We start from the raw sequence: 24,549 nt of genomic DNA, 5'->3' as shown, positions 1-24,549 counted from the left end.
CGGAAGCCTTCGTTCGCCCCTATCCCTTCAAACCGCCCGTGGTTTGAGCGGCTATGGGCATGTTCAAGACATACCGCCCCTCTGGCGGCCGCTACTCCGCTCCCGTGAGCGACAATAAGGAAAACAACAATAATGGCCTTATGTGATTACATGCCGGACATGCTGTGCAAGTTTCCGGCTATTGGCAACAGCACCATGCGCGTGGCGCGCAAAACAATCGATGACGGGTTCCGCGACATCGTTCGCAATTATGGCGACATCATCGATACGGTCGTGCACCCGTTGCAGCTCTTCCTGAACGCATCGGAACGGTTTTTCATCCAGACGCCATGGATCATCATCTTTCTCTGTATTCTCGCCCTTGTGCATCTTGCAGGTCGCAGTTTCCGCATCACCGCCGGCACCGCTCTCTCGCTCTGCCTGATCGGCGCGGTTGGTCTGTGGCGTGATGCGATGACGACGCTTTCCATTGTCGCCATCGCCACCCTCATCGCCATGGTCATTGGCCTGCCAGTTGGCATCGTCATGGGCCGCTCGGATCGCATGCAGCGCATCATCAATCCAGTGCTCGACGTGATGCAGACGTTGCCGAGTTTCGTTTATCTCATTCCGGTCGTGGTGATCTTCGGCATCGGCAAGGTGCCCGGCCTGATCGCGGTTGTCATCTACGCCATTCCGCCGGTCATTCGACTGACGAGCCTCGGCATCCGGCTGGTGGATCGTGAAGTGCTTGAGGCGGCCGATGCTTTCGGTTCGTCAAACCGCCAGAAGCTGTTCAATGTCCAGCTTCCGTTGGCGCTGCCCACGATCATGACCGGCATCAACCAGACCATCATGATGGCACTTGCCATGGTCGTCGTGGCCTCCATGGTCGGCGTCGGCGGTCTTGGCAAAAACGTGCTGCAAGCCATCAACAATCAGTTCTTCACAATCGGTTTCCTGAACGGTTTCGCGCTGGTGGCCATCGCCATCATGTTCGACCGCGCCAGCCAGGCATTCGGCAAACGTCTCCAGAAACATCGCGAGGTCAGCCATGGCTAAAAGCATCGAAATCAAGAATCTCTACAAGATCTTCGGCAAGCATCCTGAGAAATATCTCGAAGCGGTTCGCGCCGGCATGGACAAGACCGAGCTAAACGACAAGCACAACCACGTGCTCGGTCTGAACAACATCAACATCACCATGCCGGGCGGCAAGATTACCGTTGTGATGGGTCTTTCGGGCTCCGGTAAATCCACCCTGATCCGTCACATCAACCGGTTGATCGACCCGACCGCCGGTGAGGTACTGTATGATGGGGAAGACATCTGCTCGATGAATGCCTCGGCGCTACGCCAGTTTCGCCGCCACAAGACGGCAATGGTGTTCCAGAAGTTCGGCCTGCTACCGCACCGTACCGTGCTGGAAAACAGCGTCTACGGACTCGATATCCAGGGCGTGCCGCGCAAGACGAGTGAAGAGAAAGGCCGTTATTGGCTGGAGCGGGTCGGCCTGGCCGGATATGAGGATTACTACCCGAACCAGCTTTCCGGCGGCATGCAGCAGCGCGTTGGCCTTGCCCGCGCACTGAGCAATGACGCCGACATTCTGCTGATGGACGAAGCCTATTCGGCGCTTGACCCTCTGATCCGTGTCGACATGCAGACGATGCTGCTTGAACTGCAGCAGGAACTGCAAAAGACGGTGGTCTTCATCACCCACGATCTGGATGAAGCGCTGCGTCTGGGAGATCACATCGCCATTCTGAAAGACGGCGAAGTCGTGCAGCAGGGTGACGGCCAGAGCATCATCCTTTCGCCGGCCGACGGCTATGTCAGCGACTTCGTGCGTGACGTCAATCGTGGCCGTGTGTTGCAGGCGACGACGGTAATGGAGCCGCTGGTGGCCAAGCCGGAAGGCATGCCGGTGCCGGAAACGGCAACGCTGGAAACCATTGCTCGCGATCTTTCCGAAGCCAATGAAACAACCGCGCACGTGGTTGACGAAGATGGCAAGCCGGTCGGCACCATTGGCATCGAAACCCTGGTGGCTGCGATGGTAACGCCTGCAGTGCAGGAACCGGAAGCAGAACCGGATCAGGAACCAGAAGAGCAGGCCGTGGCAGACGACAAGACCCCGGAGAAAGCGCCGGAAAAACAACTGGCCTGATTGGCCCATCCGTGGCGTATTGCGATGCGCCATACGCGACTATTCAAGTGCCGTGCGTTCGAAAGGACGCGGGGCGTTTTTTGAGGGAATCGGTCCGGCTCACGTCTTTTTGCTGTTTTGCAAGCCCCGGAAACGCAAAAACGAAGCAGCACTTCCTCTGCTGTCAAGCCAATACGTCGCTGCAACGCAGCATCTGCAAGCTTCGCACAAGCTGTCCGCGTTAACCATTTGTTAACTTATAAACGCGGAATCACTGCCATGCAGATCGATAGCAGCCTCAGCGGATACAATTATCAAGGACGTGTCCGGGACATAGACAAGGGCGGCAGCCAACAGAATGCCGCCGAAGAACAGGCCGTGAAGCGCGGCCCTGGCAACCCCACCGTTTCCAGTACAGTGCTCTCCACCTCGCTGGCCAATGTGCTGTGGGCCGTGGGCAGTGCCAACGCCCCCACCTATCAGGACAGCCCCACGCCGGCCTCCGCCGAGGACAAGGCGGAAGCACAGGTCCAGTGGGTTCGAAGCGCCTATTCCGAGTACGACGACTAGGTCGATTCTTTTCAGGCCGTTAGCGGACTGACTTCGACCGTTATGTGCGAAAGCTCATCTATCGCCGCAAGCTTCTGTTTGTAGAAGGCAGGCGCCTGTGGTGCCTCGGAACGAATGGCGACGATTGCGGCATGATGCCCCGGCCCGACCTGCCAGACGTGCAGATCGGTAATCCGGTCTTCGGCCGTCTCTACCTTCTCTCGAATTTCCTTCGGCAGATCTTCCGTCACCGGCACGGCATCAACAAGTGTCGCCGCCGTGACGCGGATCAGACCCCACGACCAACGGGCAATCACCAACCCGCCGACGATGCCCATGGCAGGATCGAGAAACGACCAGCCATTCCACTTGCCAAGCAGCAACGCAACGATGGCCAGAACAGAGGTCAGTGCATCGGCCAGCACATGCAGGTAGGCAGCGCGCAAGTTGTTATCCTTGCCGCCATGATGCGCGTGTTCACCGTGATGGGCATGATCTCCATGATGGGCGTGGCTGCCGTGATGCGCGTGACTTCCATGATCGTGGTCATGACCTATGTGATGGTGATGATCGTCCTTCAGCAACCAGGCGCTGACAAGGTTGACGATGAGACCGATGACGGCGACGAGGATCGCCTGATTGAAATCGATCTCGACCGGAGAGACAAACCGCAGGGCGCTTTCCCAGGCAATCATCAGCGCAACAACGGCCAGCACGACCGCGCTGGCAAAACCTGCGAGATCACCGAACTTGCCGGTCCCGAAGGTGAAGCGCGGATTTTTGATCTCGCGGCGGGCATACATATAGGCCAGTGCAGAGATCAACATGGCACCGGCATGGGTCGACATGTGCCAGCCGTCTGCGGTCAGCGCCATGGAACCGAACCAGTTGCCCGCGACGATTTCGGCCACCATCATCACCGTCGTCAACGCGATGACCATCCAGACACGCTTTTCGTTGCGCTCGTGATTATCGCCAAGAAAAACGTGCTCGTGTGAAGCCGTTGTCAATGTGTCTGTCGTCATCGTCATGATGCAGCGCCCCGTCTTCAATTACCGGATATAGGTCTTGAGCACGGCAGCCAGCTCTTCCGCCGCCTTTGCCCGTTCGTCTTCATTTTCAGCATGCACGACATGCTCATGCAGGTGCTCCTGCATGATTTCCCCTGTCAGACCGGTCAGGGCACCACGCACGGACGCCAACAGTTGCAGGACGTCACCGCAGGGCTTGCCCGCCTCAAGCGCTCGTTCCACGGCCTCCATCTGCCCTTTGAGGCGGCGGATGCGAGCCAGAAGCTTGTCCTTGTCTCTGATCGTGTGGGACATCGTCACCCTCCATATAGCATAGGGGGGTATACTATAAGGATATCAGAATGAGAAGCTGCATTCTCTTGCGCTGCGTCGGTGGGACGCAACCCTCGCGAATGCTTCGGAATCTACCTGTTGGTCATTCGGGTCGCAGGAAGGAGAATCGCAGTGACCACCATCTCGACTTCAGACAGCTACTATCTGACACGATACAGAACGCGTGAGTCGATAGCCGATGCCGGGTTCACCTCTCCCAGCGTGTCGACGGCGCAACCGGCCACCGCCGGCCAGTCCGCATCCGACAGTGGCGACAGCATCGCCAGCATCAGCTCTTCGTCTCTTGCTTCTGCACTTTGGGAACTGGACAGCGCGAATGCGGTCCGCACCACGCTCTCCGGCGAGGCGGCAGACACCTCTTCCGACGACCGCCTGCTGGCCGAACTGCAGGAATGGTCGCAAATGACGCCTGCCGAAATGATCCGCGCAAGAGCTCTTGAGCAGATGGGCATTTCGGAAGACGAACTTGCGGCGATGCCGGCTGACGAACGCAAGGCCATCGAAGACAAGATTGCAGACGTGATCAAGCGCTCGCTCGACCCTGACAATCAAAAAGCCGAGCAGGCCGGTGACGAACAGCGGACGGCATTGTCGCTGTAATATTGCAATTCTCCAGGAAAAACCTATCTCTCCAGTCACTAGAGCTCTGGAGAGATAGATGTATTCGATCGGTGAACTTTCCAAACGCACCGGTGTCAAGGTGCCGACCATCCGCTATTACGAACAGATGGGCCTTATCCGCGAGGCGGATCGCTCCGAGGGCAATCAGCGCCGTTACGAAAAGACCGATCTGGAACGTCTGGCCTTCATCCGCCATGCCCGCGATCTCGGACTTAATATCGACGCTATTCGCGAACTCATTGCGCTCAGCCAACACCGCGAAATGCCCTGCGAGGGTGCGGACCGTATCGCCGCCGAACATCTCGCAGACGTCAGAGAAAAAATTGCACGGCTGAAAAAGCTCGAACACGAGCTTGAGCGCATCGTCTCGCACTGCGACGGCCATTCGATCGAGGATTGCTATGTGATCCGCGCGCTCTCCGACCACGGCATGTGCCACGGCGAGCACTGATCGATAGATGACCTTGGCTGGTGACACGCAACTGTCACTCACCGCATGTACTGCGCTCCTCTCCCCTCAAAGAGATAGGCTGCATGACCGACATCTTCCCCGCCATCGAACCCTATGAAACGCGGTTCCTCGACGTTTCCGATGGACACCGCCTGCACGTGACCCTGTCTGGCACGCCAAAGGGACTTCCAGCTCTCCTGCTGCATGGCGGTCCTGGTTCCGGCATGTCGGTATCAGCGCGGCGATATTTCGATCCGTCGCGTTATCACATCATACAGTTCGACCAACGAGGATGCGGGCTCAGCACCCCGAACGCAGCGAAGAGCCTCGAACATAATACGACTCATCATCTGATCGACGATATGGAGGCCATCAGGGCATCCATCGGCATTGAAAGCTGGATGGTGTTTGGCACGTCGTGGGGGTCGACCTTGGCGCTGGCCTATGCCCAACGCTTCCCCCGACATGTCCGCGCCATGGTGCTGGCCGGCGTCACCACAACGCGAAAAATGGAAATCGAGTGGCTCTACAAAGGCCTATCGATGTTTCTCCCCCGGCAGTGGCAGCGATTTATCGCCGCCATACCGGATGCGGAGATGCAGTGCGATCCGGTCGCAGCCTACTACAAGCTCCTGACCGATGCCGATGTCACCACTCGCGAAGCCGCCGCGCTGGAATGGCACCTTTGGGAATCCGGCTCGATAACATCCTCGGCCGGTGCTGCCTTTCCTGCGAAATGGCAAGACAGTGGTTACAGGCTGACCCGCGCGCGCCTTTGTGCGCATTATTTCCAACACTCCGCCTGGATTGAGGATGGGGCCTTGATCCGAGAGGCAGAGGTGCTCGCGGGCATCCCTGGAGTGCTTGTTCAGGGCACGCAGGATTTGCAGGGTCCGCCGGTGACCGCCTTTGAACTTGCTGCCGCCTGGCCTGGGAGTGAACTCGTTCTCATTGACGGCGCGGGGCACGCAACGAGTGACACGGGGATGGAAGATGCCATTCTTTCAGCGACCGCACGATTTGCATTGTAAACGGCCTTGACAGATTTCCGATTCGAGAGCATCCATTGCGCATGATCAACGAACGCGCACCCATCTCCTGCTCGTACTTTTGGGCCTACCTGTAAAGGGCGGCTCGACAGATCATATTGTCAACAAGCCGCCGTCAGGCGGCTTTGTTGTTTTCAAGCGTCCTGACGGCAAAAATAGAACCGAAGGACCAGAAAAATGACCGAAGATAGCGCCCTTACACTGCCCAGACCGCCCGTCGTCATCATTCGCGGCGCGCGCAAGACCGATCTTCCCGAACTCAACGAAATGATCACCTTGCTTGCCGCCCATCACGGTGATGCATCTGTGATGACACCCGAAAAGCTGGAACGCGATCTGTTTGGCGCCCTTCCTTGGGTTCACGGTCTTGTTGCTGAAGCGGATGGCGAGCTGATCGGTTACGCACTGCTCCTGCCGCTTTACAGGGCGCAGGAAGGTCGACGCGGCCTTGAACTGCACCATCTCTTCGTGCGTGACGGCCATCGCGGCCATGGAACCGGGCAGCACCTCGTATCGCGGGCTCGCGATATCGCCAAGCGTCTCGGATGCGACTACCTTTCCGTTGGTGCGGCTACCGGCAACGTCGCTGCCCATCGTTTCTATGAAAACATGGATTTCGTGCCACGCCCCGTCACCGGCATGCGTTACATGCAGTCCATCGCCTGATTATCCTCAACGGAGAAGGCCATGACTCGGATCGCTATCGCCTTGGCGCAAGACTTTGCCGACTGGGAGCCCGCACTGCTCACCGCAGCAGCCCGAAGCTATCTGGGCGTGAACATCGTTCATGCGTCGCCAAGCGGACAGCCGGTGGTCTCCATGGGCGGGATGCACGTCGTACCCGACATGCGCTACGACGCGCTTGATCCAGATAATATCGATGCCCTGGTGATCCCCGGTGGTCTCAGTTGGGAAAAAGGCGAGGCCGCGGATATCAGTGCCCTTGTGCACCGGTTTCGAAACGAGGGGCGTGTGATCGGTGGGATCTGCGCCGCCGCAAGCGCACTTGCGGGAACCGGCATCCTCAACGATGTCGCTCATACCGGCAACTCGCTGGCATCGCATCGTGCCTATCAAGCCTATCTGGGTGAAGGTCTTTATCGCGATCAACCGCAAGCCGTCAGCGACGGCGGTATCGTCACGGCACCGGGGAGCGCACCGGTCAGTTTCGCAACGGAAATTCTCAAAGCCCTTGGCCTCTTTGGTCCGGAGGCCGAAGCGGAATTGAGAATTTTCGCAGCGGAACACACGAAGTAGGACAGAAGCTATCTGCCGCGATCCAGAACGCGGCAGATGCGAGGGGTAACAGCGTCGCCCTCGCCAGCTAACACGCGACGAATATCGCGGCTGTTGAGATGCAGACTGCGATCGAGAGGAAGGTCCAGGCGGTCGATCTTGGCCTTTGCAGCGGCAATGAACGCGACACTGTGTTGCTGAAAATACTCAAGAACGGCCATCTGATCCGGCTCGCCCTTCAACAACGCCTTGAAGGCCAGGCGGTGCACGGCGCAGGTCGCGCCGTGACCGGGAACGGCGAAACGCAGCGCGTCGAGTTCGTCGCTCCATTCTGCCGCGTCCCGCATGGTGTCAAACCGACTGGAAACGCTTCAGGAAGAAGGCGCTCAGCGTTCCAATCAATGCCCAGAAGACGAAACTCGTCACCGTCGCGGCAACGATGAACTGACGCTCCAGCGGCAGAGGCGCCAGCGCATGTTCACCTTCCGGCGGAAGCGGCGCACCCACCACATGCGGCGCGATAATCAGCACCAGAGCCAGAACCGCCGTCCAGGGTTCACGCCGGAAAGCGATCAGCGCAATACCGCCGCCAGTCGCGGCAACGGTTGCGATCCACCAGGTTTGACGAGCGGCGAGTGCGGCGGCCGGGCTTCCAGGCAGTTCTGGCGGAAGACCGATCATCGGCGCCAGCATGACGGCAGCAAACCCCGCTACACCCCACAACAGGCCCTCACGCCAACCACCGTTGGTGCCGCGCAACGACAAGAGGCCGGTCAAGACGAGTGCATAACCGATGGCCGTCAGAACATTGGCTGCGACTGTATAGGCCGCACGTTCGAAACCATCAGCCGGAGCCCAGGCGTCTTCGTCATGTTCATGTGTGTGGGCTGGAGCCTGTGCGGTCGTTTGTGCATCAGTTGCCGGCGCTGTGTCATGGCTGTGTGGAGCTTCACCACCAGCGCTTTCGTAGGTTTCCGCCTGCAGGATCAGCGGTGTGGTGCCAACGGCCTGCATGGCCGAAACGGCGACGCCGCCAATCAAGCCGACCAGCACCGACGTAAAAACAATATTGCGAAAAGACGACATGCAATTTCCCCCTCAGGAGCATGAACCCGAAAGCATCGGTGGCTTTCGAACGTCATCATGCCCTGTTTCCTCAAATTCTGGAGCAGCTTCACGTTCAGGGTACAAAGTCCCCGAAATCATTCAGCTTTAGTGGCAGGGAAACGCATTGGCGTGGCGCGTATCATGCGCTGCGTTGTGAACAGCTTCGACATGCGAGAAGCCGACGAAACCGACGACGAACAGGCCGAGAACGATCGCTGTCAGCGATTGGGCAATGCTGCTGCTTTTCGCTGTTACAGCGGCATTGGCGGTATTTTGATTGATGGTAGACATGGTGAGCCTCTCCCGGCGCGTCAGCGCCATTGTGAGCGGGCAAGCGTCCAATCCAGGCGCAGGACCGCATCGATACAATTCACCACGGGGAATGCGAGACTGACACAGGCGCAGTCACCTGCCCCTGTAATCCTGCTGCTCCGGACACCCCGCCGGCATAAACATTTCCGTGAGGGCAGGTCTCCTGGCTCGCGGGTCAAAACCTGAAACACCTTCCCGGCCGGGTTATCCCCCGCATGAGCCCAACCTTTCGGTTCCAGCCATGCAGCCGACCAGTGGTATTTCCGTTTCAGGCTCTCCGCTCACAGTTGCGGGGGCAGCCACGAATGGGGATTGCTCCTTATCGTGTTCCCTTTTCACCTTCCGGATTTCCGGAAGGAACCATCACAGTTTTGTTATCCGACGGCGATAGTGGAGAGTCAATGCCTCTCCACCTCAACGCGCCGGAACAGCCTTCAGATAGGCGGCAATCGCGTCCCGGTCGTCCGCCGTCAACCGTGCCATGTTCTGCTGGACCTTGACCATGGAGCCGCCGACGCTGTCGAACTCCGGTGTAAAGCCGGTCTCGAGGTAGCTTGCGATATCCTCGGCGGCCCAACCGCCGATGCTTTCAGATGCTGGCGTAATGTCAGGAATTCTGCCCTCACCTTCCGGGTTGGGACCGCCCGCCAGCCATTTGTCCGCAAGGAAGCCGCCAAGCGCATTTCGCGGCGTATGGCATTCGCCACAATGGCCAGGGCCCTCCACCAGATACTGGCCACGCAGCAGTTCGGCATCGGCATTGGCAAGTTCGACACGAGGGGCGCCCTTATCGAAATAAAGGAATTTCCAGCCACCCAAGGTGACACGCATGTTGAACGGGAATGGCAGGTCGTGTCCCGGTGCATCGTTCTGGCTCGCGGGAAGCGCCTTGAGGTAACCGAAGAGATCGTTGATGTCCTTGGAGGTCATCCTGGCATAGGATGCATAGGGGAAGGACGGATAAAGATGTTCACCATCCTTGCCGACGCCCCGTGTCATGGCGTCGCCAAACTGCGCCAGCGTCCACCCACCAATACCGTGCTGCGGATCAGACGAGATGTTCGGCACACGGAAGGTTCCGAAAGGGCTCGGCAGATCCTGACCGCCAGCAAGCGTCAGAAGTGCATCACCTGTTACACCGGGCGCAGCATGACAGCTTGCGCAACCGCCTGCCCAGAACAGCGTCTCGCCGTTGGCGAGGTCCGGCTCTCCAAGGCTCGCCCAGTGGCTTGGCGCCTGCCGCTCGGGCGCCGTAACGACCATAAAAATACCGAAACCAGCGGCTGCGGCCAATACGGCGCCGCCCGCAAGTTTCGTCCAGATGGAAGGCATACCCCTCTCCCCTCTCAGACCAATCGACATTCACATTTGCACTGAGCGCACCGGATCGATCCGACGCCTCAAGAGAAAGCCGCCCGAAGGCGACTTTCCCGATGCGATGAACATCACTTCTTCAGACGGTAGGTCTGATGGCAGGTACCGCAATCGGCGCCGAGTTTCTGCATGGCGGTTGCGACGCCGGCCTGATCCACGGGCAGGCTGGCGAGAATCGCGTCCGCATCTGCACCGAGCTTTGCAGACTTGGCCTTGAAGTCCTCGAAGTTTTCCCAGATGGCGGGTGCTGCCGCACTGCCAGCTTCGGAGCCAGCCGGGAACTGGTCCGGGAAAGCCTTGGCGTTGGTGCTGATTGTCGTCACGGCAGTCTTGACCGCCTCGGCGTCAAAAGGCTTCTGCCCCTTGGAAATGGCGGCGAGCGACCCCATCGCGCCGCCAATCTGCTTCATCATGCCTTCGCGCTTTTCGACTTCGCCGGCTGCGTAAACCGCACCGGCGCACAGACAGCCGAACAGCATCGCTGCCGTGATGGTTTTCAGTTTCATGAACTCTCTCCTTGATCCCGACAGGTAACGGGCTTGATACGAACGGGGCGAGGATGCCCGTTCCGTCAGGCAAAAAGAAGTCACATTGAAGTGAAATTTCGCGTGAAAACAGAAGCCTAAGACAACCCTTCCCAGAGTGTCAGCAATGCGACTGCAACCAGCATCACACCCGCAGCGCGACCGATGAAAACAGTGGTAGCAGGTGAGGAAACAAGCCATGCCCTGCTTCTATCCGCCGTTAATGCCAGCCCGCCATAGACCGCAAACTGGGTTGCCGCGACCATGAGGCCCATCACCGCGCCCTGCATCCAGATCGGCCCATAGGCGGGTTTGAGAAATTGTGGATAGATCGCCATCATGAAGAGATAGGCTTTGGGGTTCGACAGGCAGGTGAGCATGGCGCGCCAGAACGCTTTTCTGGCCGAGGCGCTGGCATCCGCTTCGCCACCGTTCACGACGATGGAACTGCGCGCGAGGCTGATTCCGATCCAGACCATATAGGCTGCACCGGCGATCAACAGCGGTTTGAACAGCGATGGTATCCAGACAGCAAGCGCCCCCACACCAACGGCACCGTACAGGGAGTGCACAATGCCGCCCGCACTCATGCCACTTGCCGCCGACAGGCCGGTTCGCCTGCCGCCCGTCAACGCGCTCGCCAGAACGAACAGCATGTCCATGCCCGGCAGAATGACGATGCCAAACAGCACAAGAAAGAAAAGCCAGAGATTTTCCGCGTAGCTCATGTCAGTATCTCCCGATATCGGATCAATGCGCATCAAGAAAACACCCTGTTTCTCAATGTGTTTTTCCGTTTATAGGGAATGGCAACTGACAACGTTATGTCAGTTGAGTGAGCAATGGCTTCAGGAAAACGGCGATGCGCAAGGCGTCGAGACTGTTCGAAATCATCCAGATCCTGCGTGTGGCCCGCAAACCGGTAACCGCACAGCAGATCGCCGACACGCTGGAGGTCACCGCACGCTCCGTCTATCGTGACATCGTCGCGCTTCAGACCATGCGCGTGCCGATCGAAGGCGAACGCGGGGTCGGCTACATTCTGCGGCCCGGCTTCAACCTGCCGCCGCTGATGTTTTCGATCGAGGAAACGGAGGCGATTGTTCTGGCCCTCGCGCTGATTGGCAGAACGGCGGACACCGAGTTGCGACAGGCGGCCAAAAGGGTCAGCGACAAGATCGCCGCCTCCGTGCCCGAGCCATTATCGCGGACGCTGACGGCCAACGCTCTGCATGCCTGGGGCAGCGTGGCGCCAACCCCAAGCGGTATCGACCTTGCGATTGTCCGGCGGGCTGTGCGGGACGAGGAAAAACTGGATATCGCCTATCGCGATGAGAGCAGCACACAGACGCATCGACGTATCAGGCCCATCGCCGTCATTTATTACTCCGAGACGACCAACATCGTCGCATGGTGCGAACTGAGACAGGCGATCCGCAATTTCAGGTCCGACCGCGTGGTCACATGCGGCCAGACAGGCACCTTCTTTCGAAACGAAGGCGAAGCGCTGCGTCAGCTATGGATTAGCGGTTGGGACATCAATCAGCCGAAAAACGCCACGTCAAAACCCTAGAGACCGGCTTTCTTCACGCCCGAAGCCGGTGATCTCGATGCGATCGGCATAGACCTCGGCAATGGCAAAGGCGTTCTCATCGGGCGTGTCCACCATGCCTTTGAAATTGACGAAATGCTTGCCGTTCAAGAGACCGTAATTGCCCTCGTGATTATGACCGCAGAACCAGGCGCCGACACAGACATGGCGCGTAAGAAGGTCGATGATGCGAGGCGTATCCCACATGTTATGGGCATTTTCGGGAAACAGCGGGTAGTGGCAGAAGATCACCACGCGTTCGCCTGCCACATCGGCCTTTTCGAGCAGACCTTCCAGCCATTCGAACTGAGCGTCGCTCAACGATGCGTTCCAGTCCTGCGCATTGATCGCACCAACTTCGTGCAAGGCGTCCAGCCGCTCTCTTGCAACTGTGCGACGCGGATCATCGAGCGGTGGTGCAAACAGGCTGACGTCGTTGCCATCCAGCACGACGAAACGCACCTTGCCGATGGCAAAATCGTACCATGGCGACGGCATCCCGAGCCGCGAATGGATTTTTGGCAGATGCTCGACCGAAACGGCGAAATCGTGATTGCCTGGCAGCAGGATCGAACGATGGCGCAAGCCTTCGTAAACCGCCAGCATCGTGTCGTAATTTTCGAAACCACGATCGATGATGTCGCCGAGCGTCACGACGAACGCAAGGTCCCGGCCGTTAAAGACCTCGATAGCCTGCGCCAGTTTTCGCGGACTTTCGGCATAATACCTGCCCATTTCGGGACGCGGATCAATGTCGGCATATTGGGGGTCGGCAACAATGCCGAAGGAGAACAGCGGGGGCGTGATATCAGTCATGATGGGCCGCGATAAACGGGCCCCATGACAGGCTTGTGACAGGCACAGCACAAAAACAAAACACCCGGCACGAAGGCCGGGTGTTCGAAGAAAGTAGGGTGCGAAGCTTACTTGGTAGCGGCTTCGTAACGCTCGAGAACGTAGTCCCAGTTGATGAGGCTATCGACGAAAGCTTCCAGGTACTTCGGACGCAGGTTGCGGTAGTCGATGTAGTAGGAGTGTTCCCAGACGTCGACGCCGAGGATCGGCTCTGCACCGTGAACCAGCGGGTTTTCGCCGTTCGCGGTCTTGGAGATTTCGAGCTTGCCGTTCTTGACGGAGAGCCATGCCCAGCCGGAGCCGAACTGCGTAGTGCCAGCGGCAATGAAATCAGCCTTGAACTTGTCGTAGCCGCCGAGGTCCGATGCAATGGCGCTTTCCAGCTTGCCAGGCAGCTTGTTGCCGCCGCCGTTCTTCTTCATCCACTTCCAGAAATGAACGTGGTTGTAATGCTGGGCAGCGTTGTTGAAGAGACCTGCATTGGTACCAAAGGACTTCTTCACGACCTCTTCCAGCGACAGGTCAGCCAGACCGGCTTCCGCCGCCAGCTTGTTGCCGTTGTCGACATATGCCTTGTGGTGCTTGTCGTGGTGAAACTCAAGCGTCTCGCGCGACATGTACGGAGCAAGCGCATCGTAGTCGTAAGGGAGTTCGGGAAGTTCAAAAGCCATGGTTTTTACTCCTTTTTGCAGCGGACAACCGCTCCTAGAAACCGTGTGAGCGGACCATAGGAGCGAAGATCTGTTTGGGCAACCTGCGAATTATCAAAATGTTCCAACAAAAGAGAAAATTCCTCTCAACACCCTTTCGACCACAATTGTTTCACAAGCCAAGCGTACCGTTTTTCGCTCATCCGTTCGCCCGTCCAGCGTCGCAATAGAAAAGGAATCCCGTGATGAAAACCAGCGCTGTCGCCGCCACCCTGTTTTTGCTTGCCGCAGGCGTTGCATCCGCGTCATCTGACGAGGCATGGAAAGAGTTCGTCGGGGACGTACAGGCGAAGTGCCTTGCCGCAAGCGAGGGAATGATCGAGGACGCCAAAGCCGTTGTCGATCCGATCGGCAGCGAGAATTTCGGCCTTGCGATTCTGACCGGCAAGGCCAAGGGTGCGGATGCCACGATCAGTCACATCTGCGTCTATGATAAGAAGACGAAGTTAGCAGAACTGGGCAGCGAGCTTGCCGGTGACACGCTGAAGGTCGAAATTCCCGGTTCGACCAAACCCTGACGATCAAATTTTACGGCGCCTCAAAAACGGGGCGTCGTATCGCTCTCTCCCAGCGGGCGCTGCATCAGCACGGTATCCAGCCACTGCCCATGTTTCCAGCCGATGGAGCGGAATGTGCCGACGTGCTCGAATCCGGCTGCGCGGTGAACACCAATGGAAGCAGTATTGGCCGAGTCGCCGATAATGGCGATCATCTGCCGAAACTCGCGTGCTGTTGCTTCCTCGATCAGAGCGTCCATCAGTCTGCGCCCGATCCCCAGCCCCTTCATGGCTGGATCAACATAGACTGAATCTTCAACCGTTGCGCCATAGGCCGGGCGAGCCCGGTAGGCGCCGGCATAGGCATATCCCGCCACCTGCCCTGACATTTCTGCGACGATGTACGGAAAGCCCCCCGACACCAGTGCGGCGCGACGCGCCAGCATATCGTCCACGGTCGGCGGATCAATTTCAAAGCTGGCTCGACCATTCAGGACGGCATCGCGGTAAATCGCCGTGATAGCGGGAATATCCGCCTCCTCACAGGGGCGGATGGTGAGGCTTTGCGCTTTCGGGAGTGTCATTCAATAAGTCCTGCAATCATTCACGAAACCATTGTGCATCGCGGCTGAAACAAATTAAAGATTATAGAACTTATACAAACGATAAGGTTTTCTTTTATCATGGACGTCGATCTGCGGCAGGTTCGCAGTTTTATGGATGTGGCCGAGCTCGGCAGCTTTTCGGCAGCAGCCGATAAGGCTGGACTGACGCAGCCCGCCATCAGTCTGCATATTCGTCTGCTCGAAAAACAGCTCGGTGTGCGCCTGATCGAACGCGTCGGACGCCGGGCACAGCCGACAGCGGCGGGTCTCGATTTTCTGGTTCATGCCAGGCGGATTGCCGAGGAGGTCGCCCATGCGCTAGACACCGTCGCACCGCACCGCGACGGTGCAAGCGGGCGACTTCGCATCGGCACCGGAGCAACCGCTTGCATCTATCTCCTGCCGCCTGTTCTCGGCAAAATACGAAAGGCCATGCCCGGCCTCGATATCGAGGTTCAGACAGGAAACACTGCCGATATTCTGCGACATCTGGAAGCCAACACCATCGATGCGGCAGTGGTCGCGCTACCTGCCAGCGGTCGAAGCCTTGATATTCGCGAGATCTATCTGGATGAGATGGTCGCGGCGTTCCCACTCGACAGCTTCCCGGCCGATCAGGCAATGGACGCGTCCTTCCTTTCCGCACAACCGCTCCTGCTTTATGAGGGAGGCAATACCCGCAAGCTTACGGATCAATGGTTTTCAGCAAGAGGGCGTGCCGTGCAGCCTGCCATGCAGCTTGGCAGCGTCGAGGCCATCAAGAAACTGACCGAAGCCGGCCTCGGCATCGCCATCGTGCCGCGCATGGCGGTCGAACAGAAGGACGAGTTTTCGGGGCTGACATGGCGTTCCCTGGCGCCGCCCGTCGAACGCCGCATCGCACTGGCACTTCGCCGCGATAAACACATGACGGCGCCGCTGCGGGCCCTTGCCGCTGCACTACCGGCTTTGGGGAAATAATAAAGCCCGCGCTTGTTGGCACGGGCTTTATTCGGTGTTCGAACTTCGAATCCGGCTTATACGTCGCTGCCGAGACGTGCCCAGTCCATGTAAAGGTCGAGCGCCTTGCGCGCGACCGGTCCGGCCTGCAATTCACGATCATCGAGCTTGGTGACCGGCGAAACCTTGGAATAGTTGCCGGAGCAGAAGATTTCATCGGCTGCGCGGAAATCATCAACCGACAAAGTTGTTTCGCGGACGTCGAAACCTGCCTGGCGCAGAAGACCGATAACGCGCGAACGCGTAATGCCTGCGAGGAAGGTGCGGTTCGGGACCGGCGTCATAACCACGCCGTCCTTGACCATGAAGATGTTCGAGGCCGCCGTCTCGGCAACATTGCCATTCATATCGCGCATCAGCGCATTGTCGAAACCACGCGAACGGGCCTCAAGGATGGCACGACCGCTGTTGGGATAAAGGCTGCCAGCCTTGGCATCCGTCATCGCGGTTTCCGGAGACGGACGACGCAGCGGCGAAACCGTCAGTGTCAGGGGCTTGCCGGCATCCATCGGGGCTTCGAAAAGGCAAAGCGCAAAACGCGTGGAACCCGCGTCAGGCGCAACCACGCTGCCGGGTGTGCCATGTTCGGCCCAGTACATCGGCTTGATGTAAATAGCGGTCTTGCCATCGAATTTCTTCACGCCTTCCAGCGCCAGAGATTCGATCTCTTCCGCCGTCATCGTCGGCGTCATGCCCATGTTTGTCGCGGAGCGATTGACGCGCTGGCAATGCAGGTCGAGATCCGGAGCAACGCCGTCAAACCAGCGTGCGCCGTCAAACACCGTCGAGGCCAGCCACATGGCATGCGAGGTCGGGCCGATGAGGGGCGGGTTGCCCGGCAGCCATTGACCGTCAACATAGGTCCAGGTGGTTGATCGGGGTGCGGTATCGACGCTCATAACGGTCTCCTGTCTTGAAAGTGGCCGGAGTGAATGCCTCTCGCCCCTCAAGGTCAAGTTTTTATTTCCACGATGTATGATTTTGATGGAAAATTACTCCAGCAAGCCTTGGCGATGATATTTTCCAAGCCGGAACAATCGGTTGATGAATATATCCATCACAAGAATTCATGAATTAGCCGGTGGTGACGAGGCATGGCGCATGCGATGTTTCAGCCCCATTCGGCTTTCAGCAGGAGGACATCATGGTCTGGTCGGCGCAACAATATCTGAAATTCGAGGATGAGAGGACCCGTGCAGCACGCGATCTCCTGGCGCAAGTGCCGCTCGAACGCGTCATGAACGGCTACGACCTTGGCTGCGGTCCCGGCAACTCTACGGAACTTTTGACCGATCGTTTCGGCGTCAATGTCATCACCGGCGTCGACAGTGATGACGACATGCTGGCCAAGGCTGCCGACAGGTTGCCCAACACGCAATTCGGCAAAGCGGACCTTGCGCAGTGGAAACCGACGCAACCGGCTGATCTTCTCTATGCCAATGCGGTTTTTCAATGGGTGCCCGACCATCTGTCTGTTCTGGAGAGGTTGATGGACAGTCTTTCACCCGGCGGCGTGCTTGCCGTGCAGATGCCGGACAATCTGACCGAACCGACGCATGTGATGATGGAGGAAACAGGTGCGGCCGGCCCGTGGAGCGAGGCATTTGCTGGCGGCCGTCTGCGCCGTAAGCCGCTACCGTCGCCATCAGCCTATTTCGACCGGCTGACCCCGAAATCCGCACGGGTCGATGTATGGCACACGATCTATAATCATCCGATGGCTGATGCGAATGCCATTGTCGAATGGGTGAAGGGCACCGGGCTTCGTCCCTACCTTGCCGCAGCGGGAGACGAACACCAGGCGGCTTTCCTGAAAGACTACACCGCCCGGATCGCTGCGGCCTATCCGCCCATGGCGGACGGCCGATTGCTGCTACGGTTCCCACGCATTTTTGTGGTTGCCGTAAAGAAGTAGGCCGTCAGCCCGAAAACGCATAGACGCGCAAACGATGACCATCGGGATCGGCAGCGGTAAAAGTCCTGCCGAACTCCATCACCGTCGGCTCCTGCAGAATAGCCAGTCCCTTGGCCTTCCAGGCAGCATGGGTTTCCGCCACGTCTGCGTCATTGGCAACCCTGAACGCCAGTTCGCCACCACCGCCAGCAGCCGCGGCCTTCGGCTCCACCGCATGGCGGGACCAGAGGCCAAGCTTCATGCCGTTGTTGAGAATGAACAGGGAAAAGGTCGGCGAGGATTCGACCGGTTCAACACCCAGCAAACCTTTGTAAAAACTGCTGCTTGCAGGCGGATTGTCGACATAGAGAATGGTGAAACCGGGGTGGGTCATGGCTATCTCCTTTGTTGTGGATGAGCCCTTCCTAGACCCCCATGCTGTCAGTTTTTGTCAGCATGCTGTTGGCGCCGTCGTTCTTTTTCGCGTTCACGCCATTGCTTCAGCAAGGTCTGGCGACGACGCGGATAACGCTCTCCCATCGTGCCGAAGCCCTCAATGCGATCTGCGCGAAAACTGCGGAAATCCTGACGCGTCTCACACCACGCCAACACCACCCTCACCAGATCGAAAAAAGCCAGGGCGAAAGGCCAGACCACACGCTCCGTCAGATCTCCTTTTTCGTCGCGGTAGGTCAAAACCACCTTCGTCTCGACGCGGATGGCGCTTCGCACGTCGGCCAGATCGATGCGCGACGCGACCACTGCTTGACCGGGGCCGACGAGCAAAGCAGAGTTGTCCAGTTCCTCACGCAACGTGTCGGGAAGTACGGCCGCAATCTTGACGAGGGCGGCACGCGCGGCATCCGCCAGCCTGTCGTCTGCCCGGCCCGCCACCCATCTGGACCCAAGGACCAGCGCCTCGATCTCCTGTTGCGAAAACATCAGCGGTGGCAGCATGAAACCGGGACGCAGCACATAACCGACGCCCGCCTCTCCCTCTATATCCGCCCCTTGGGCCTGCAATGTCGCGATATCCCGGTAGAGCGTGCGCAGGCTGACGCCGGTTTGAGCGGCGAGTGTCGCACCACTGACTGGCATACGGTGGGAACGCAGGACCTGCAGCAGATCAAGAAGGCGTTGTGAACGCGACACGCGACTTTCCTCCCTGCCCGCCCTCGACCGTGTGGCGTTTTGGCCTTGTGGTTGTTACCCCTTCACCACTGTTCGTCGCAAGCCCAACACACACTTCAGTTCAACAAGGCCGAAAGGGGATTTTCCCGGCAAGGACATTGCGGCAATATGTCCCGTGCCGGCGCGCGAATGAGGACTGGCAAATGTCATTTTTCAGGCGCGAATAGGCGCCAGCCAGATTCCTTGGCCACAGCCCCGTTTTCCATTCGAGTTGCATCCATGATCGTCCGTCCCCGTCCGAGTCTTCTTCAACTGTTCTTCATCCTGCGCGGCTCCATCGTTGGCCGTATATTTCCGCAGGTACTCGCTGTTTTTCTCCTGTCCGCGCTTGTCGTCTGGGCGCACAAGGATCGCCCGGATGTTATTCCCGCGTTCAACGGTGCACCGTTTTCTTTACTGGGCATTGCGCTCTCCGTCTTCCTCGGCTTTCGCGCCAATGCCTGTTACGACCGCTGGTGGGAAGCACGCAAACAGTGGGGCGTTCTTATCATGGCGGCGCGGACCTTCGGGCGACAGAGTGAAATGCTGGAGATGCGCAAGGATGTTTCCGATCCCCTCGAACGCCGCAGGGTTATCGACGTGACGATTGCCTTCTGTCACGAGATGGTCAGCTTCCTGCGCCCCAGCGGCAACAAAAGCGCCATCATCAAACTCATTCCGGCCGATCTTTCCGAACGTTATGCCCAAAGCCGTAATAAGCCGGAGACCTTGCTGCGGGGGCTCTCCTCGGACCTGTTCAGCGCCAATGCGAAGGCACAAATCAGCGATATCCAACTCCAGATGCTTGATAGCACCGTCCAGCAGATGGGCAGCGCGCTGGCCTCATGCGAGCGTATTCGCCACACACCTGTTCCTTTCGGATATTCGCTGCTTCTCCATCGCACAGCGCATCTCTTCTGTCTGTTGCTGCCGTTCGGCTTCACCGACCTGCTTGGTTGGGCAACACCTTTCACCAGCGCCCTTATTGCCTACACCTTCTTCGGGCTCGACGCACTTTCGGACGAGCTGGAAGAACCGTTCGGTGAAGGCCTGAACGCACTGCCGATCAGTGCGCTCGCCACCACCATCGAAATCAACCTGCGTGAAGGCGTGGGCGAGACCGATCTTCCGGCCTATCCGCGCGCGGTCGACTACGTGTTGATGTAGGGTTTGCGGAAGAAAGACATCTTTTGCTTGAAACTCGTGCCGTTTGCAGCCGTTAATAGGGGAGGCTTTCCAGGCCTTCCCCGCCAGACAATCCCGTTTAGACAAACCTAAAGACGATGGAGACGACAGATGTACGTTGTAAACGCGAACGGCGCGAATATCCCAGCACTCGGTTTCGGCACGTTCCGTATGCCGGAAGACGATGTGAGACGCGTCCTGCCGGAAGCGCTGAAACTTGGTTTCCGCCATGTCGACACGGCGCAGATCTATCAGAATGAAGCGGCCGTTGGTGAGGTCCTGGCCTCTTCAGGTGTTCCGCGCGCTGATCTTTTCGTCACGACCAAGGTGTGGGTCGACCGCTATCGCCACGCCGATTTCCTGGCTTCGGTCGATGAAAGCCTGCAAAAACTGAAAACCGATCATGTCGATCTTCTGCTGCTGCACTGGCCGAAGAGCGACGTGCCGCTGGCTGAGCGTATCGGCGCGCTCAACGAAGTTCGCAAGGCCGGAAAAGCCCGCAACATCGGCATTTCGAACTTCAACGTGGCCCTGACGGAAGAGGCCGTAAAACTCTCGGATACGCCGCTCGCCACCAACCAGGTCGAATACCACCCCTACCTCGACCAGACGAAGGTGATTGCCGCTGCCCGCAAAAACGGTCTCTCCATCACCGCCTATTATCTGATGGCAAACGGCGCTGTGCCGAACGATCCAGTGCTGAAGGATATTGGCGCGCACCACGGCAAAACCGCCGCACAGGTCGCTTTGCGTTGGGCTGTGCAGCAATCAGATGTCATCGCGCTTTCCAAGACGGCCACTGAAAGCCGTCTCAAAGAGAATTTCGACATCTTCGATTTTGCTTTGACGCCAGAGGAGATGCAGGAAATCCACGCATTGGCGAAACCGGACGGCCGCATTGTCAGCCCCGGCCATCTGGCGCCGGAATGGGATAACTGAGACCCGTTTTGCGCTATCTCTGCGTCAAGGCAAGCTTGGCGCCGAGTGCAACAAAGGCTGCGGCGAAACTGCGCCGTAGCCAGGTAAGCACAGCAGGGCGTGAAACGACCTGCTGTCTAACGGAAGCGGCAAAACAGCCGTAGAGTGCGAAAACCACAAAGGTCATGGCCATGAAAACCAGACCAAGGACGGTCATCTGCCACGTCGGTTTTACTGTCTCGGCCGCGATGAACTGCGGCAGAAACGCGAAAAAGAAGATAGACAGTTTCGGGTTCAGAAGATTGATGAGCACCGCTTCACCCACAATATTGGTGACACTTCTGCTCTGCCGCTGGTCGTCCACACGCAGCGCGCCATTTTCCCTCAATGTGTTCCACGCCATGTAGAGAAGATAGGCGACGCCGAGATACTTGATGACGCTGAATGCGGTCGCGCTGGCATGCAGGATTGCGGCAAGGCCTGTAACCGCCGCCAGCAGATGCGGCAGGATGCCGAGCGTGCAGCCAAGTGCCGCAACAATACTTGCCCTTGCACCCTGAGAAAGTCCGGCAGCGAGCGTGTAGACCACGCCGGTTCCGGGTGAAGCCACGACAATGAGAGAGGTGAGCAGGAATTCGAACGTCATGAGGCTATCCTTTTGAAGTGAAAGCCAAGAATGACGATGCGGCTTTGCGCCGTCTTGGACGAAATTGCAGATATGAACTTAGGAAAGAGCGGCACGATAGGCGGATGGCGTGACGCCGAAGTAGCGCACGAAAACCCTGTTCAGATGACTCTGGTCGGAAAAACCTGAAGTCAACGCGGCCTCAGCCGGCGCCATTCCCTGCGCCAACAGTCGTCGCGCAGCCTGAACGCGACGTTGTAGCAGATAGTTATGCGGAGTCAGGCCCGTCACATGCGCAAAAGACCGCAGAAAACGAAAACGGCTCATACCAGCCTCACCAGCCAGGTCGGCAAGAAGAAACTGCCTCTCCGGGCTGTCGTCGATCATCTCTCGCGCCCTGTTCATTGCCTCGGGTGCCGCTCTGACAGACAACGGCCGTGGTTTCTCGAAGACTGCGCTCATCAATGTGAGCAGGGTTTCTTCGCATCGCATCGCATCGTCGCGTGCTGTCATCGCCGCGAAAAGTAAGCGGAAACGATTTGCGAGAGGACGCACATCAACGGGATGGACGAATTCAAAACCGCCGTTCTGCTTTTCCTCAATGTCGGAAACCGCCGCGTGAACGACTTCAGGATCGAGATAGAGCATCGTCCAGGCGCGACCGCCCTGCCCCAAGGGAATACCATCGTGAACTTCGCCGGGATTGACGGTAATGAGGTTGCCCGCCTGAGCTTCGACCTGACCGCGACCGCTCTGGGACTTCTGCGCGCCGCGCTCCACCAGACCGATACCGAACTGGTCATGCATGTGCCGGGGGAAAGAACGGTCGCTGTCCGCAATCACGGCAGCAACGCCTGGCATCGATGTTTTCGGCATAACGAATTGCCGGCTGCCCATGAACCACACTCCCGGAAAGGATGGCGAGCCTATCATGGACAGGCTCGCAATGACATCCATTTGCCGTCAGGGGTGCATGCCATTGATCATCGAGAAGACCTGATCGAAATTGCCATTCTGAGCGGCAAAACGCAGTGGCTTGCAGCGCTCCACCACCACTTCCTTTTCATCCGAACGGTTTGTCAGGATATCCATGACCTCGGAGATGAATGCCTCGAGCGGCATGGCCCGTTCATCGCTTGCCTGGCCCTCGCCCATCAATGTCGTCTGGACATAGGGCGGAACAATCTCGATCACCTCAACCGCAGTGTCTTTCAACTGCTCCCGCAGCGTTACAGAGTAGGCATGGATGGCCGATTTGGTGGCGCTGTAGGTCGGCGTCAACACCATCGGCACGAAGGCCAATCCTGAGGAGACGGTAAGTACAGTCGCACTCGGCTGTTTGAGAAAATGCGGCAGCAGCGCCGCCGTCAGCCGGATCGGCGCCAGCAGGTTGGTGGCAATCGTCTCCTCGGCAATGGCGAGATAATCCGGCGCCGTAGTGATGTCTTCGGGTTTCATGATGCCGGCGTTGTTAATGACCGCGTTAAGGGATGGATGCTCCTTCACCAGCGCACTCGCAAAAGCGTTGATACCCTCGGCGTCTGTCGCGTCCATCACCATCGACGCCATACCGGGGTTCGCGGCAGTCACCTCGTCCAGCACCGCCTTGCGTCTGCCGGAGATGATGACCGTGTTGCCCAGATTATGAAAAGCTTCGGCAAGCGCGCGACCGATACCTGAACCGCCGCCCGTGATGAGAATGGTGTTGCCTGTCGTCTTCATGGGAAAATCCTTCCTTCGTGGCTTTCCTTGTTGGATGAAGAAAAACTAGCTATGATACTCTCCATTCGAAAGTAGGCACCCAAAAGATTTATACTTACCAAAAGGAGAGTGTCGACGTGAAAAGGCATCTGGCCGATCCGGACATCGAAAACAGACGACAGCATCCGCCACCGGATCACACCGATCCGGTGATCGAAGCGCTTGTTCAGGACATCATTTCCAAGGTGGCCGACAAGTGGACCATGCTGATCCTGGAAGCGCTGGAAGAAAACGGCACGCTTCGCTTTACCCAGATTGGCAGACTGGTCGGCAATATCAGCCAGAAGATGCTGACCAAAACTCTACGGCAGATGGAGTGTGACGGGCTGGTGCAGCGCACCGTGCATCCGGTCATTCCGCCGCATGTCGATTATAGCCTCACGCATCTCGGCAGGACGCTTGGCAGTGCATTTTGCGGCGTGTGGATCTGGGCGGAAACCCATCATGCCGAAATAGAAAAGGCACGGCAGATGTTCAAAGAACATCCACCGCGCCCGATAGCGGAATAGCGTGCCGGATCAGATCAGACGAACTGGCTGAGGCCCGGAACGGAGGCAACCACCTGATCGACAACCTCATCGCCTGCGTACTGGCGAGCGACAGAAATGGTTTCCTTGGCGAGAGCAGAAATTTCGCCCATGCCGAGGCCCTGGCTCATCAGTTGCTGGCCGAGACCCATGATGCCGCCGCCACCAATGGCGCTCATCAGGCCACCGAGAAGACCGCCGCCGCCGGAACCTTCGCCGTTGAACTGCGCAACGAGTTCGCTGGCACCAGGGATCGCTTCGATCATGCGTGCAACCGGGCCGTCCTCGGCTTCGCGCTGGAGAAAACCAAGCATCATACCAAGCGATTTTTCGGCCAGTTCCGGGCTGATTCCCACCTTGTCAGCGATCTGGCTCACGACTTCGTTCATTCTTGCCTCCTGTTGAAAAACGACGTCAACATCGAATAATGACGTTAACGTCAACGTAAAACAATACACACACTGGTTCAAGTCCGCGTCAGGCTTCGGAACAACTTT

33 protein-coding genes and 1 riboswitch are annotated in these 24,549 nt (G+C 58.1%); of the genes, 15 read left to right on the top strand and 18 right to left on the bottom strand.

Annotated elements, in window-relative coordinates; translation table 11 throughout:
* Positions 1 to 132 precede the first annotated feature (132 nt).
* From FY156_03055 to FY156_03045, 3 genes are all read left to right on the top strand, one after another.
* Positions 133 to 1,041, top strand: a complete 909-nt coding sequence (locus FY156_03055; GenBank protein ID UXS00541.1) for a proline/glycine betaine ABC transporter permease — start codon at positions 133 to 135, stop codon at positions 1,039 to 1,041.
* Complete coding sequence (locus FY156_03050) at positions 1,034 to 2,149, top strand: glycine betaine/L-proline ABC transporter ATP-binding protein (protein ID UXS00540.1); 1,116 nt, start codon at positions 1,034 to 1,036, stop codon at positions 2,147 to 2,149. The genes FY156_03055 and FY156_03050 overlap by 8 nt, the downstream gene beginning before the upstream one ends.
* A gap of 258 nt (positions 2,150 to 2,407) precedes the next feature.
* Positions 2,408 to 2,698 (top strand): hypothetical protein, encoded by a 291-nt coding sequence (locus FY156_03045; GenBank protein UXS00539.1) that lies wholly within the window; start codon positions 2,408 to 2,410, stop codon positions 2,696 to 2,698.
* Between the two features lie 11 nt (positions 2,699 to 2,709).
* On the opposite strand, the gene dmeF is transcribed toward FY156_03045, so the two are convergent.
* Positions 2,710 to 3,708 carry a CDF family Co(II)/Ni(II) efflux transporter DmeF gene (gene dmeF / locus FY156_03040; GenBank protein UXS00538.1) on the bottom strand — a complete coding sequence of 333 codons (999 nt, stop codon included), beginning with the start codon at positions 3,706 to 3,708 and terminating at the stop codon, positions 2,710 to 2,712.
* A gap of 21 nt (positions 3,709 to 3,729) precedes the next feature.
* On the bottom strand, positions 3,730 to 4,002 hold the full coding sequence (gene dmeR, locus FY156_03035; protein UXS00537.1) for a Ni(II)/Co(II)-sensing transcriptional repressor DmeR: 273 nt from the start codon (positions 4,000 to 4,002) through the stop codon (positions 3,730 to 3,732).
* A 150-nt stretch (positions 4,003 to 4,152) separates the two neighbouring features.
* On the opposite strand from dmeR, the gene FY156_03030 reads away from it, so the two are divergent.
* From FY156_03030 to FY156_03010, 5 genes are all read left to right on the top strand, one after another.
* Positions 4,153 to 4,641, top strand: coding sequence for a hypothetical protein (locus FY156_03030; GenBank protein UXS00536.1), 489 nt, complete (start codon positions 4,153 to 4,155; stop codon positions 4,639 to 4,641).
* A gap of 58 nt (positions 4,642 to 4,699) precedes the next feature.
* Complete coding sequence (locus FY156_03025; GenBank protein UXS00535.1) at positions 4,700 to 5,113, top strand: helix-turn-helix domain-containing protein; 414 nt, start codon at positions 4,700 to 4,702, stop codon at positions 5,111 to 5,113.
* Between the two features lie 83 nt (positions 5,114 to 5,196).
* Positions 5,197 to 6,144: a prolyl aminopeptidase gene (gene pip, locus FY156_03020; GenBank protein ID UXS00534.1), complete on the top strand. Its 948-nt coding sequence runs from the start codon at positions 5,197 to 5,199 to the stop codon at positions 6,142 to 6,144.
* Between the two features lie 195 nt (positions 6,145 to 6,339).
* Entirely contained in the window at positions 6,340 to 6,828 is a 489-nt protein-coding gene (locus tag FY156_03015) for a GNAT family N-acetyltransferase (protein UXS00533.1), read from the top strand.
* Positions 6,829 to 6,849: 21 nt separating this feature from the next.
* Entirely contained in the window at positions 6,850 to 7,419 is a 570-nt protein-coding gene (locus FY156_03010) for a glutamine amidotransferase (protein UXS00532.1), read from the top strand.
* 8 nt (positions 7,420 to 7,427) lie between these two features.
* On the opposite strand, the gene FY156_03005 is transcribed toward FY156_03010, so the two are convergent.
* From FY156_03005 to FY156_02980, 6 genes are all read right to left on the bottom strand, one after another.
* Positions 7,428 to 7,745: a hypothetical protein gene (locus tag FY156_03005; GenBank protein ID UXS00531.1), complete on the bottom strand. Its 318-nt coding sequence runs from the start codon at positions 7,743 to 7,745 to the stop codon at positions 7,428 to 7,430.
* A 4-nt stretch (positions 7,746 to 7,749) separates the two neighbouring features.
* Complete coding sequence (locus tag FY156_03000) at positions 7,750 to 8,484, bottom strand: CbtA family protein (protein UXS00530.1); 735 nt, start codon at positions 8,482 to 8,484, stop codon at positions 7,750 to 7,752.
* 126 nt (positions 8,485 to 8,610) lie between these two features.
* Positions 8,611 to 8,796 (bottom strand): CbtB-domain containing protein, encoded by a 186-nt coding sequence (locus FY156_02995; GenBank protein ID UXS00529.1) that lies wholly within the window; start codon positions 8,794 to 8,796, stop codon positions 8,611 to 8,613.
* Between the two features lie 156 nt (positions 8,797 to 8,952).
* Positions 8,953 to 9,197: riboswitch (cobalamin riboswitch) on the bottom strand.
* A 34-nt stretch (positions 9,198 to 9,231) separates the two neighbouring features.
* Entirely contained in the window at positions 9,232 to 10,149 is a 918-nt protein-coding gene (locus FY156_02990; protein ID UXS00528.1) for a cytochrome c, read from the bottom strand.
* A gap of 113 nt (positions 10,150 to 10,262) precedes the next feature.
* Positions 10,263 to 10,697 carry a cytochrome c gene (locus FY156_02985; GenBank protein ID UXS00527.1) on the bottom strand — a complete coding sequence of 145 codons (435 nt, stop codon included), beginning with the start codon at positions 10,695 to 10,697 and terminating at the stop codon, positions 10,263 to 10,265.
* Between the two features lie 116 nt (positions 10,698 to 10,813).
* Positions 10,814 to 11,443, bottom strand: a complete 630-nt coding sequence (locus FY156_02980) for a LysE family translocator (GenBank protein UXS00526.1) — start codon at positions 11,441 to 11,443, stop codon at positions 10,814 to 10,816.
* Between the two features lie 134 nt (positions 11,444 to 11,577).
* On the opposite strand from FY156_02980, the gene FY156_02975 reads away from it, so the two are divergent.
* Positions 11,578 to 12,288 (top strand): YafY family transcriptional regulator, encoded by a 711-nt coding sequence (locus FY156_02975; GenBank protein ID UXS00525.1) that lies wholly within the window; start codon positions 11,578 to 11,580, stop codon positions 12,286 to 12,288.
* Here the strand turns inward: FY156_02975 and FY156_02970 are convergent.
* Together FY156_02970 and FY156_02965 are read right to left on the bottom strand one after the other, a co-directional pair.
* A complete protein-coding gene (locus FY156_02970) occupies positions 12,277 to 13,122 on the bottom strand; it encodes a phosphatase (protein UXS00524.1) in 846 nt (281 codons plus the stop codon). The two genes, FY156_02975 and FY156_02970, sit on opposite strands and share 12 nt — an antisense overlap.
* Positions 13,123 to 13,229: 107 nt before the next feature.
* Positions 13,230 to 13,832 carry a superoxide dismutase gene (locus FY156_02965; GenBank protein UXS00523.1) on the bottom strand — a complete coding sequence of 201 codons (603 nt, stop codon included), beginning with the start codon at positions 13,830 to 13,832 and terminating at the stop codon, positions 13,230 to 13,232.
* Between the two features lie 251 nt (positions 13,833 to 14,083).
* On the opposite strand from FY156_02965, the gene FY156_02960 reads away from it, so the two are divergent.
* Positions 14,084 to 14,389 carry a hypothetical protein gene (locus FY156_02960; protein UXS02999.1) on the top strand — a complete coding sequence of 102 codons (306 nt, stop codon included), beginning with the start codon at positions 14,084 to 14,086 and terminating at the stop codon, positions 14,387 to 14,389.
* Positions 14,390 to 14,409: 20 nt separating this feature from the next.
* Here the strand turns inward: FY156_02960 and FY156_02955 are convergent, their stop codons facing one another.
* The gene (locus FY156_02955) at positions 14,410 to 14,952 is read right to left on the bottom strand and encodes an N-acetyltransferase (protein UXS00522.1); all 543 of its coding nucleotides are present in this window, start codon (positions 14,950 to 14,952) and stop codon (positions 14,410 to 14,412) included.
* Positions 14,953 to 15,048: 96 nt separating this feature from the next.
* On the opposite strand from FY156_02955, the gene FY156_02950 reads away from it, so the two are divergent.
* Positions 15,049 to 15,933, top strand: a complete 885-nt coding sequence (locus FY156_02950) for a LysR family transcriptional regulator (protein ID UXS02998.1) — start codon at positions 15,049 to 15,051, stop codon at positions 15,931 to 15,933.
* Positions 15,934 to 15,989: 56 nt separating this feature from the next.
* Here the strand turns inward: FY156_02950 and FY156_02945 are convergent, their stop codons facing one another.
* Positions 15,990 to 16,871 carry a branched-chain amino acid aminotransferase gene (locus tag FY156_02945; GenBank protein ID UXS00521.1) on the bottom strand — a complete coding sequence of 294 codons (882 nt, stop codon included), beginning with the start codon at positions 16,869 to 16,871 and terminating at the stop codon, positions 15,990 to 15,992.
* 245 nt (positions 16,872 to 17,116) lie between these two features.
* Here FY156_02945 and tam point away from each other — a divergent pair, with 245 nt between their 5' ends.
* Complete coding sequence (tam, locus tag FY156_02940) at positions 17,117 to 17,887, top strand: trans-aconitate 2-methyltransferase (protein UXS00520.1); 771 nt, start codon at positions 17,117 to 17,119, stop codon at positions 17,885 to 17,887.
* A gap of 4 nt (positions 17,888 to 17,891) precedes the next feature.
* Here the strand turns inward: tam and FY156_02935 are convergent, their stop codons facing one another.
* Positions 17,892 to 18,260 (bottom strand): drug:proton antiporter, encoded by a 369-nt coding sequence (locus tag FY156_02935; protein UXS00519.1) that lies wholly within the window; start codon positions 18,258 to 18,260, stop codon positions 17,892 to 17,894.
* Between the two features lie 47 nt (positions 18,261 to 18,307).
* A complete protein-coding gene (locus FY156_02930; GenBank protein UXS00518.1) occupies positions 18,308 to 19,018 on the bottom strand; it encodes a YafY family transcriptional regulator in 711 nt (236 codons plus the stop codon).
* A gap of 258 nt (positions 19,019 to 19,276) precedes the next feature.
* Between FY156_02930 and FY156_02925 the strand changes: the two genes are divergently transcribed.
* Both FY156_02925 and FY156_02920 read left to right on the top strand, forming a co-directional pair.
* Positions 19,277 to 20,203: a bestrophin gene (locus tag FY156_02925; GenBank protein UXS00517.1), complete on the top strand. Its 927-nt coding sequence runs from the start codon at positions 19,277 to 19,279 to the stop codon at positions 20,201 to 20,203.
* A 129-nt stretch (positions 20,204 to 20,332) separates the two neighbouring features.
* Positions 20,333 to 21,160 carry an aldo/keto reductase gene (locus FY156_02920; protein ID UXS00516.1) on the top strand — a complete coding sequence of 276 codons (828 nt, stop codon included), beginning with the start codon at positions 20,333 to 20,335 and terminating at the stop codon, positions 21,158 to 21,160.
* Positions 21,161 to 21,173: 13 nt separating this feature from the next.
* Here FY156_02920 and FY156_02915 read toward each other — a convergent pair whose 3' ends face one another.
* The 3 genes from FY156_02915 to FY156_02905 all read right to left on the bottom strand — a co-directional run bounded on the left by FY156_02915 (position 21,174) and on the right by FY156_02905 (position 23,486).
* Positions 21,174 to 21,785, bottom strand: coding sequence for a LysE family translocator (locus tag FY156_02915; protein ID UXS00515.1), 612 nt, complete (start codon positions 21,783 to 21,785; stop codon positions 21,174 to 21,176).
* A gap of 78 nt (positions 21,786 to 21,863) precedes the next feature.
* Positions 21,864 to 22,661, bottom strand: coding sequence for an AraC family transcriptional regulator (locus FY156_02910; protein ID UXS00514.1), 798 nt, complete (start codon positions 22,659 to 22,661; stop codon positions 21,864 to 21,866).
* 66 nt (positions 22,662 to 22,727) lie between these two features.
* Positions 22,728 to 23,486 (bottom strand): SDR family NAD(P)-dependent oxidoreductase, encoded by a 759-nt coding sequence (locus FY156_02905; protein UXS00513.1) that lies wholly within the window; start codon positions 23,484 to 23,486, stop codon positions 22,728 to 22,730.
* 116 nt (positions 23,487 to 23,602) lie between these two features.
* Between FY156_02905 and FY156_02900 the strand changes: the two genes are divergently transcribed.
* Positions 23,603 to 24,034: a helix-turn-helix transcriptional regulator gene (locus FY156_02900; GenBank protein ID UXS00512.1), complete on the top strand. Its 432-nt coding sequence runs from the start codon at positions 23,603 to 23,605 to the stop codon at positions 24,032 to 24,034.
* A 14-nt stretch (positions 24,035 to 24,048) separates the two neighbouring features.
* On the opposite strand, the gene FY156_02895 is transcribed toward FY156_02900, so the two are convergent.
* Positions 24,049 to 24,441, bottom strand: coding sequence for a hypothetical protein (locus tag FY156_02895; GenBank protein ID UXS00511.1), 393 nt, complete (start codon positions 24,439 to 24,441; stop codon positions 24,049 to 24,051).
* Positions 24,442 to 24,549 lie beyond the last annotated feature (108 nt).

Source organism: Agrobacterium tumefaciens, assembly GCA_025559845.1.
Classification (GTDB): domain Bacteria; phylum Pseudomonadota; class Alphaproteobacteria; order Rhizobiales; family Rhizobiaceae; genus Agrobacterium.
This window is presented reverse-complemented; position numbering and strand designations above follow the sequence as displayed.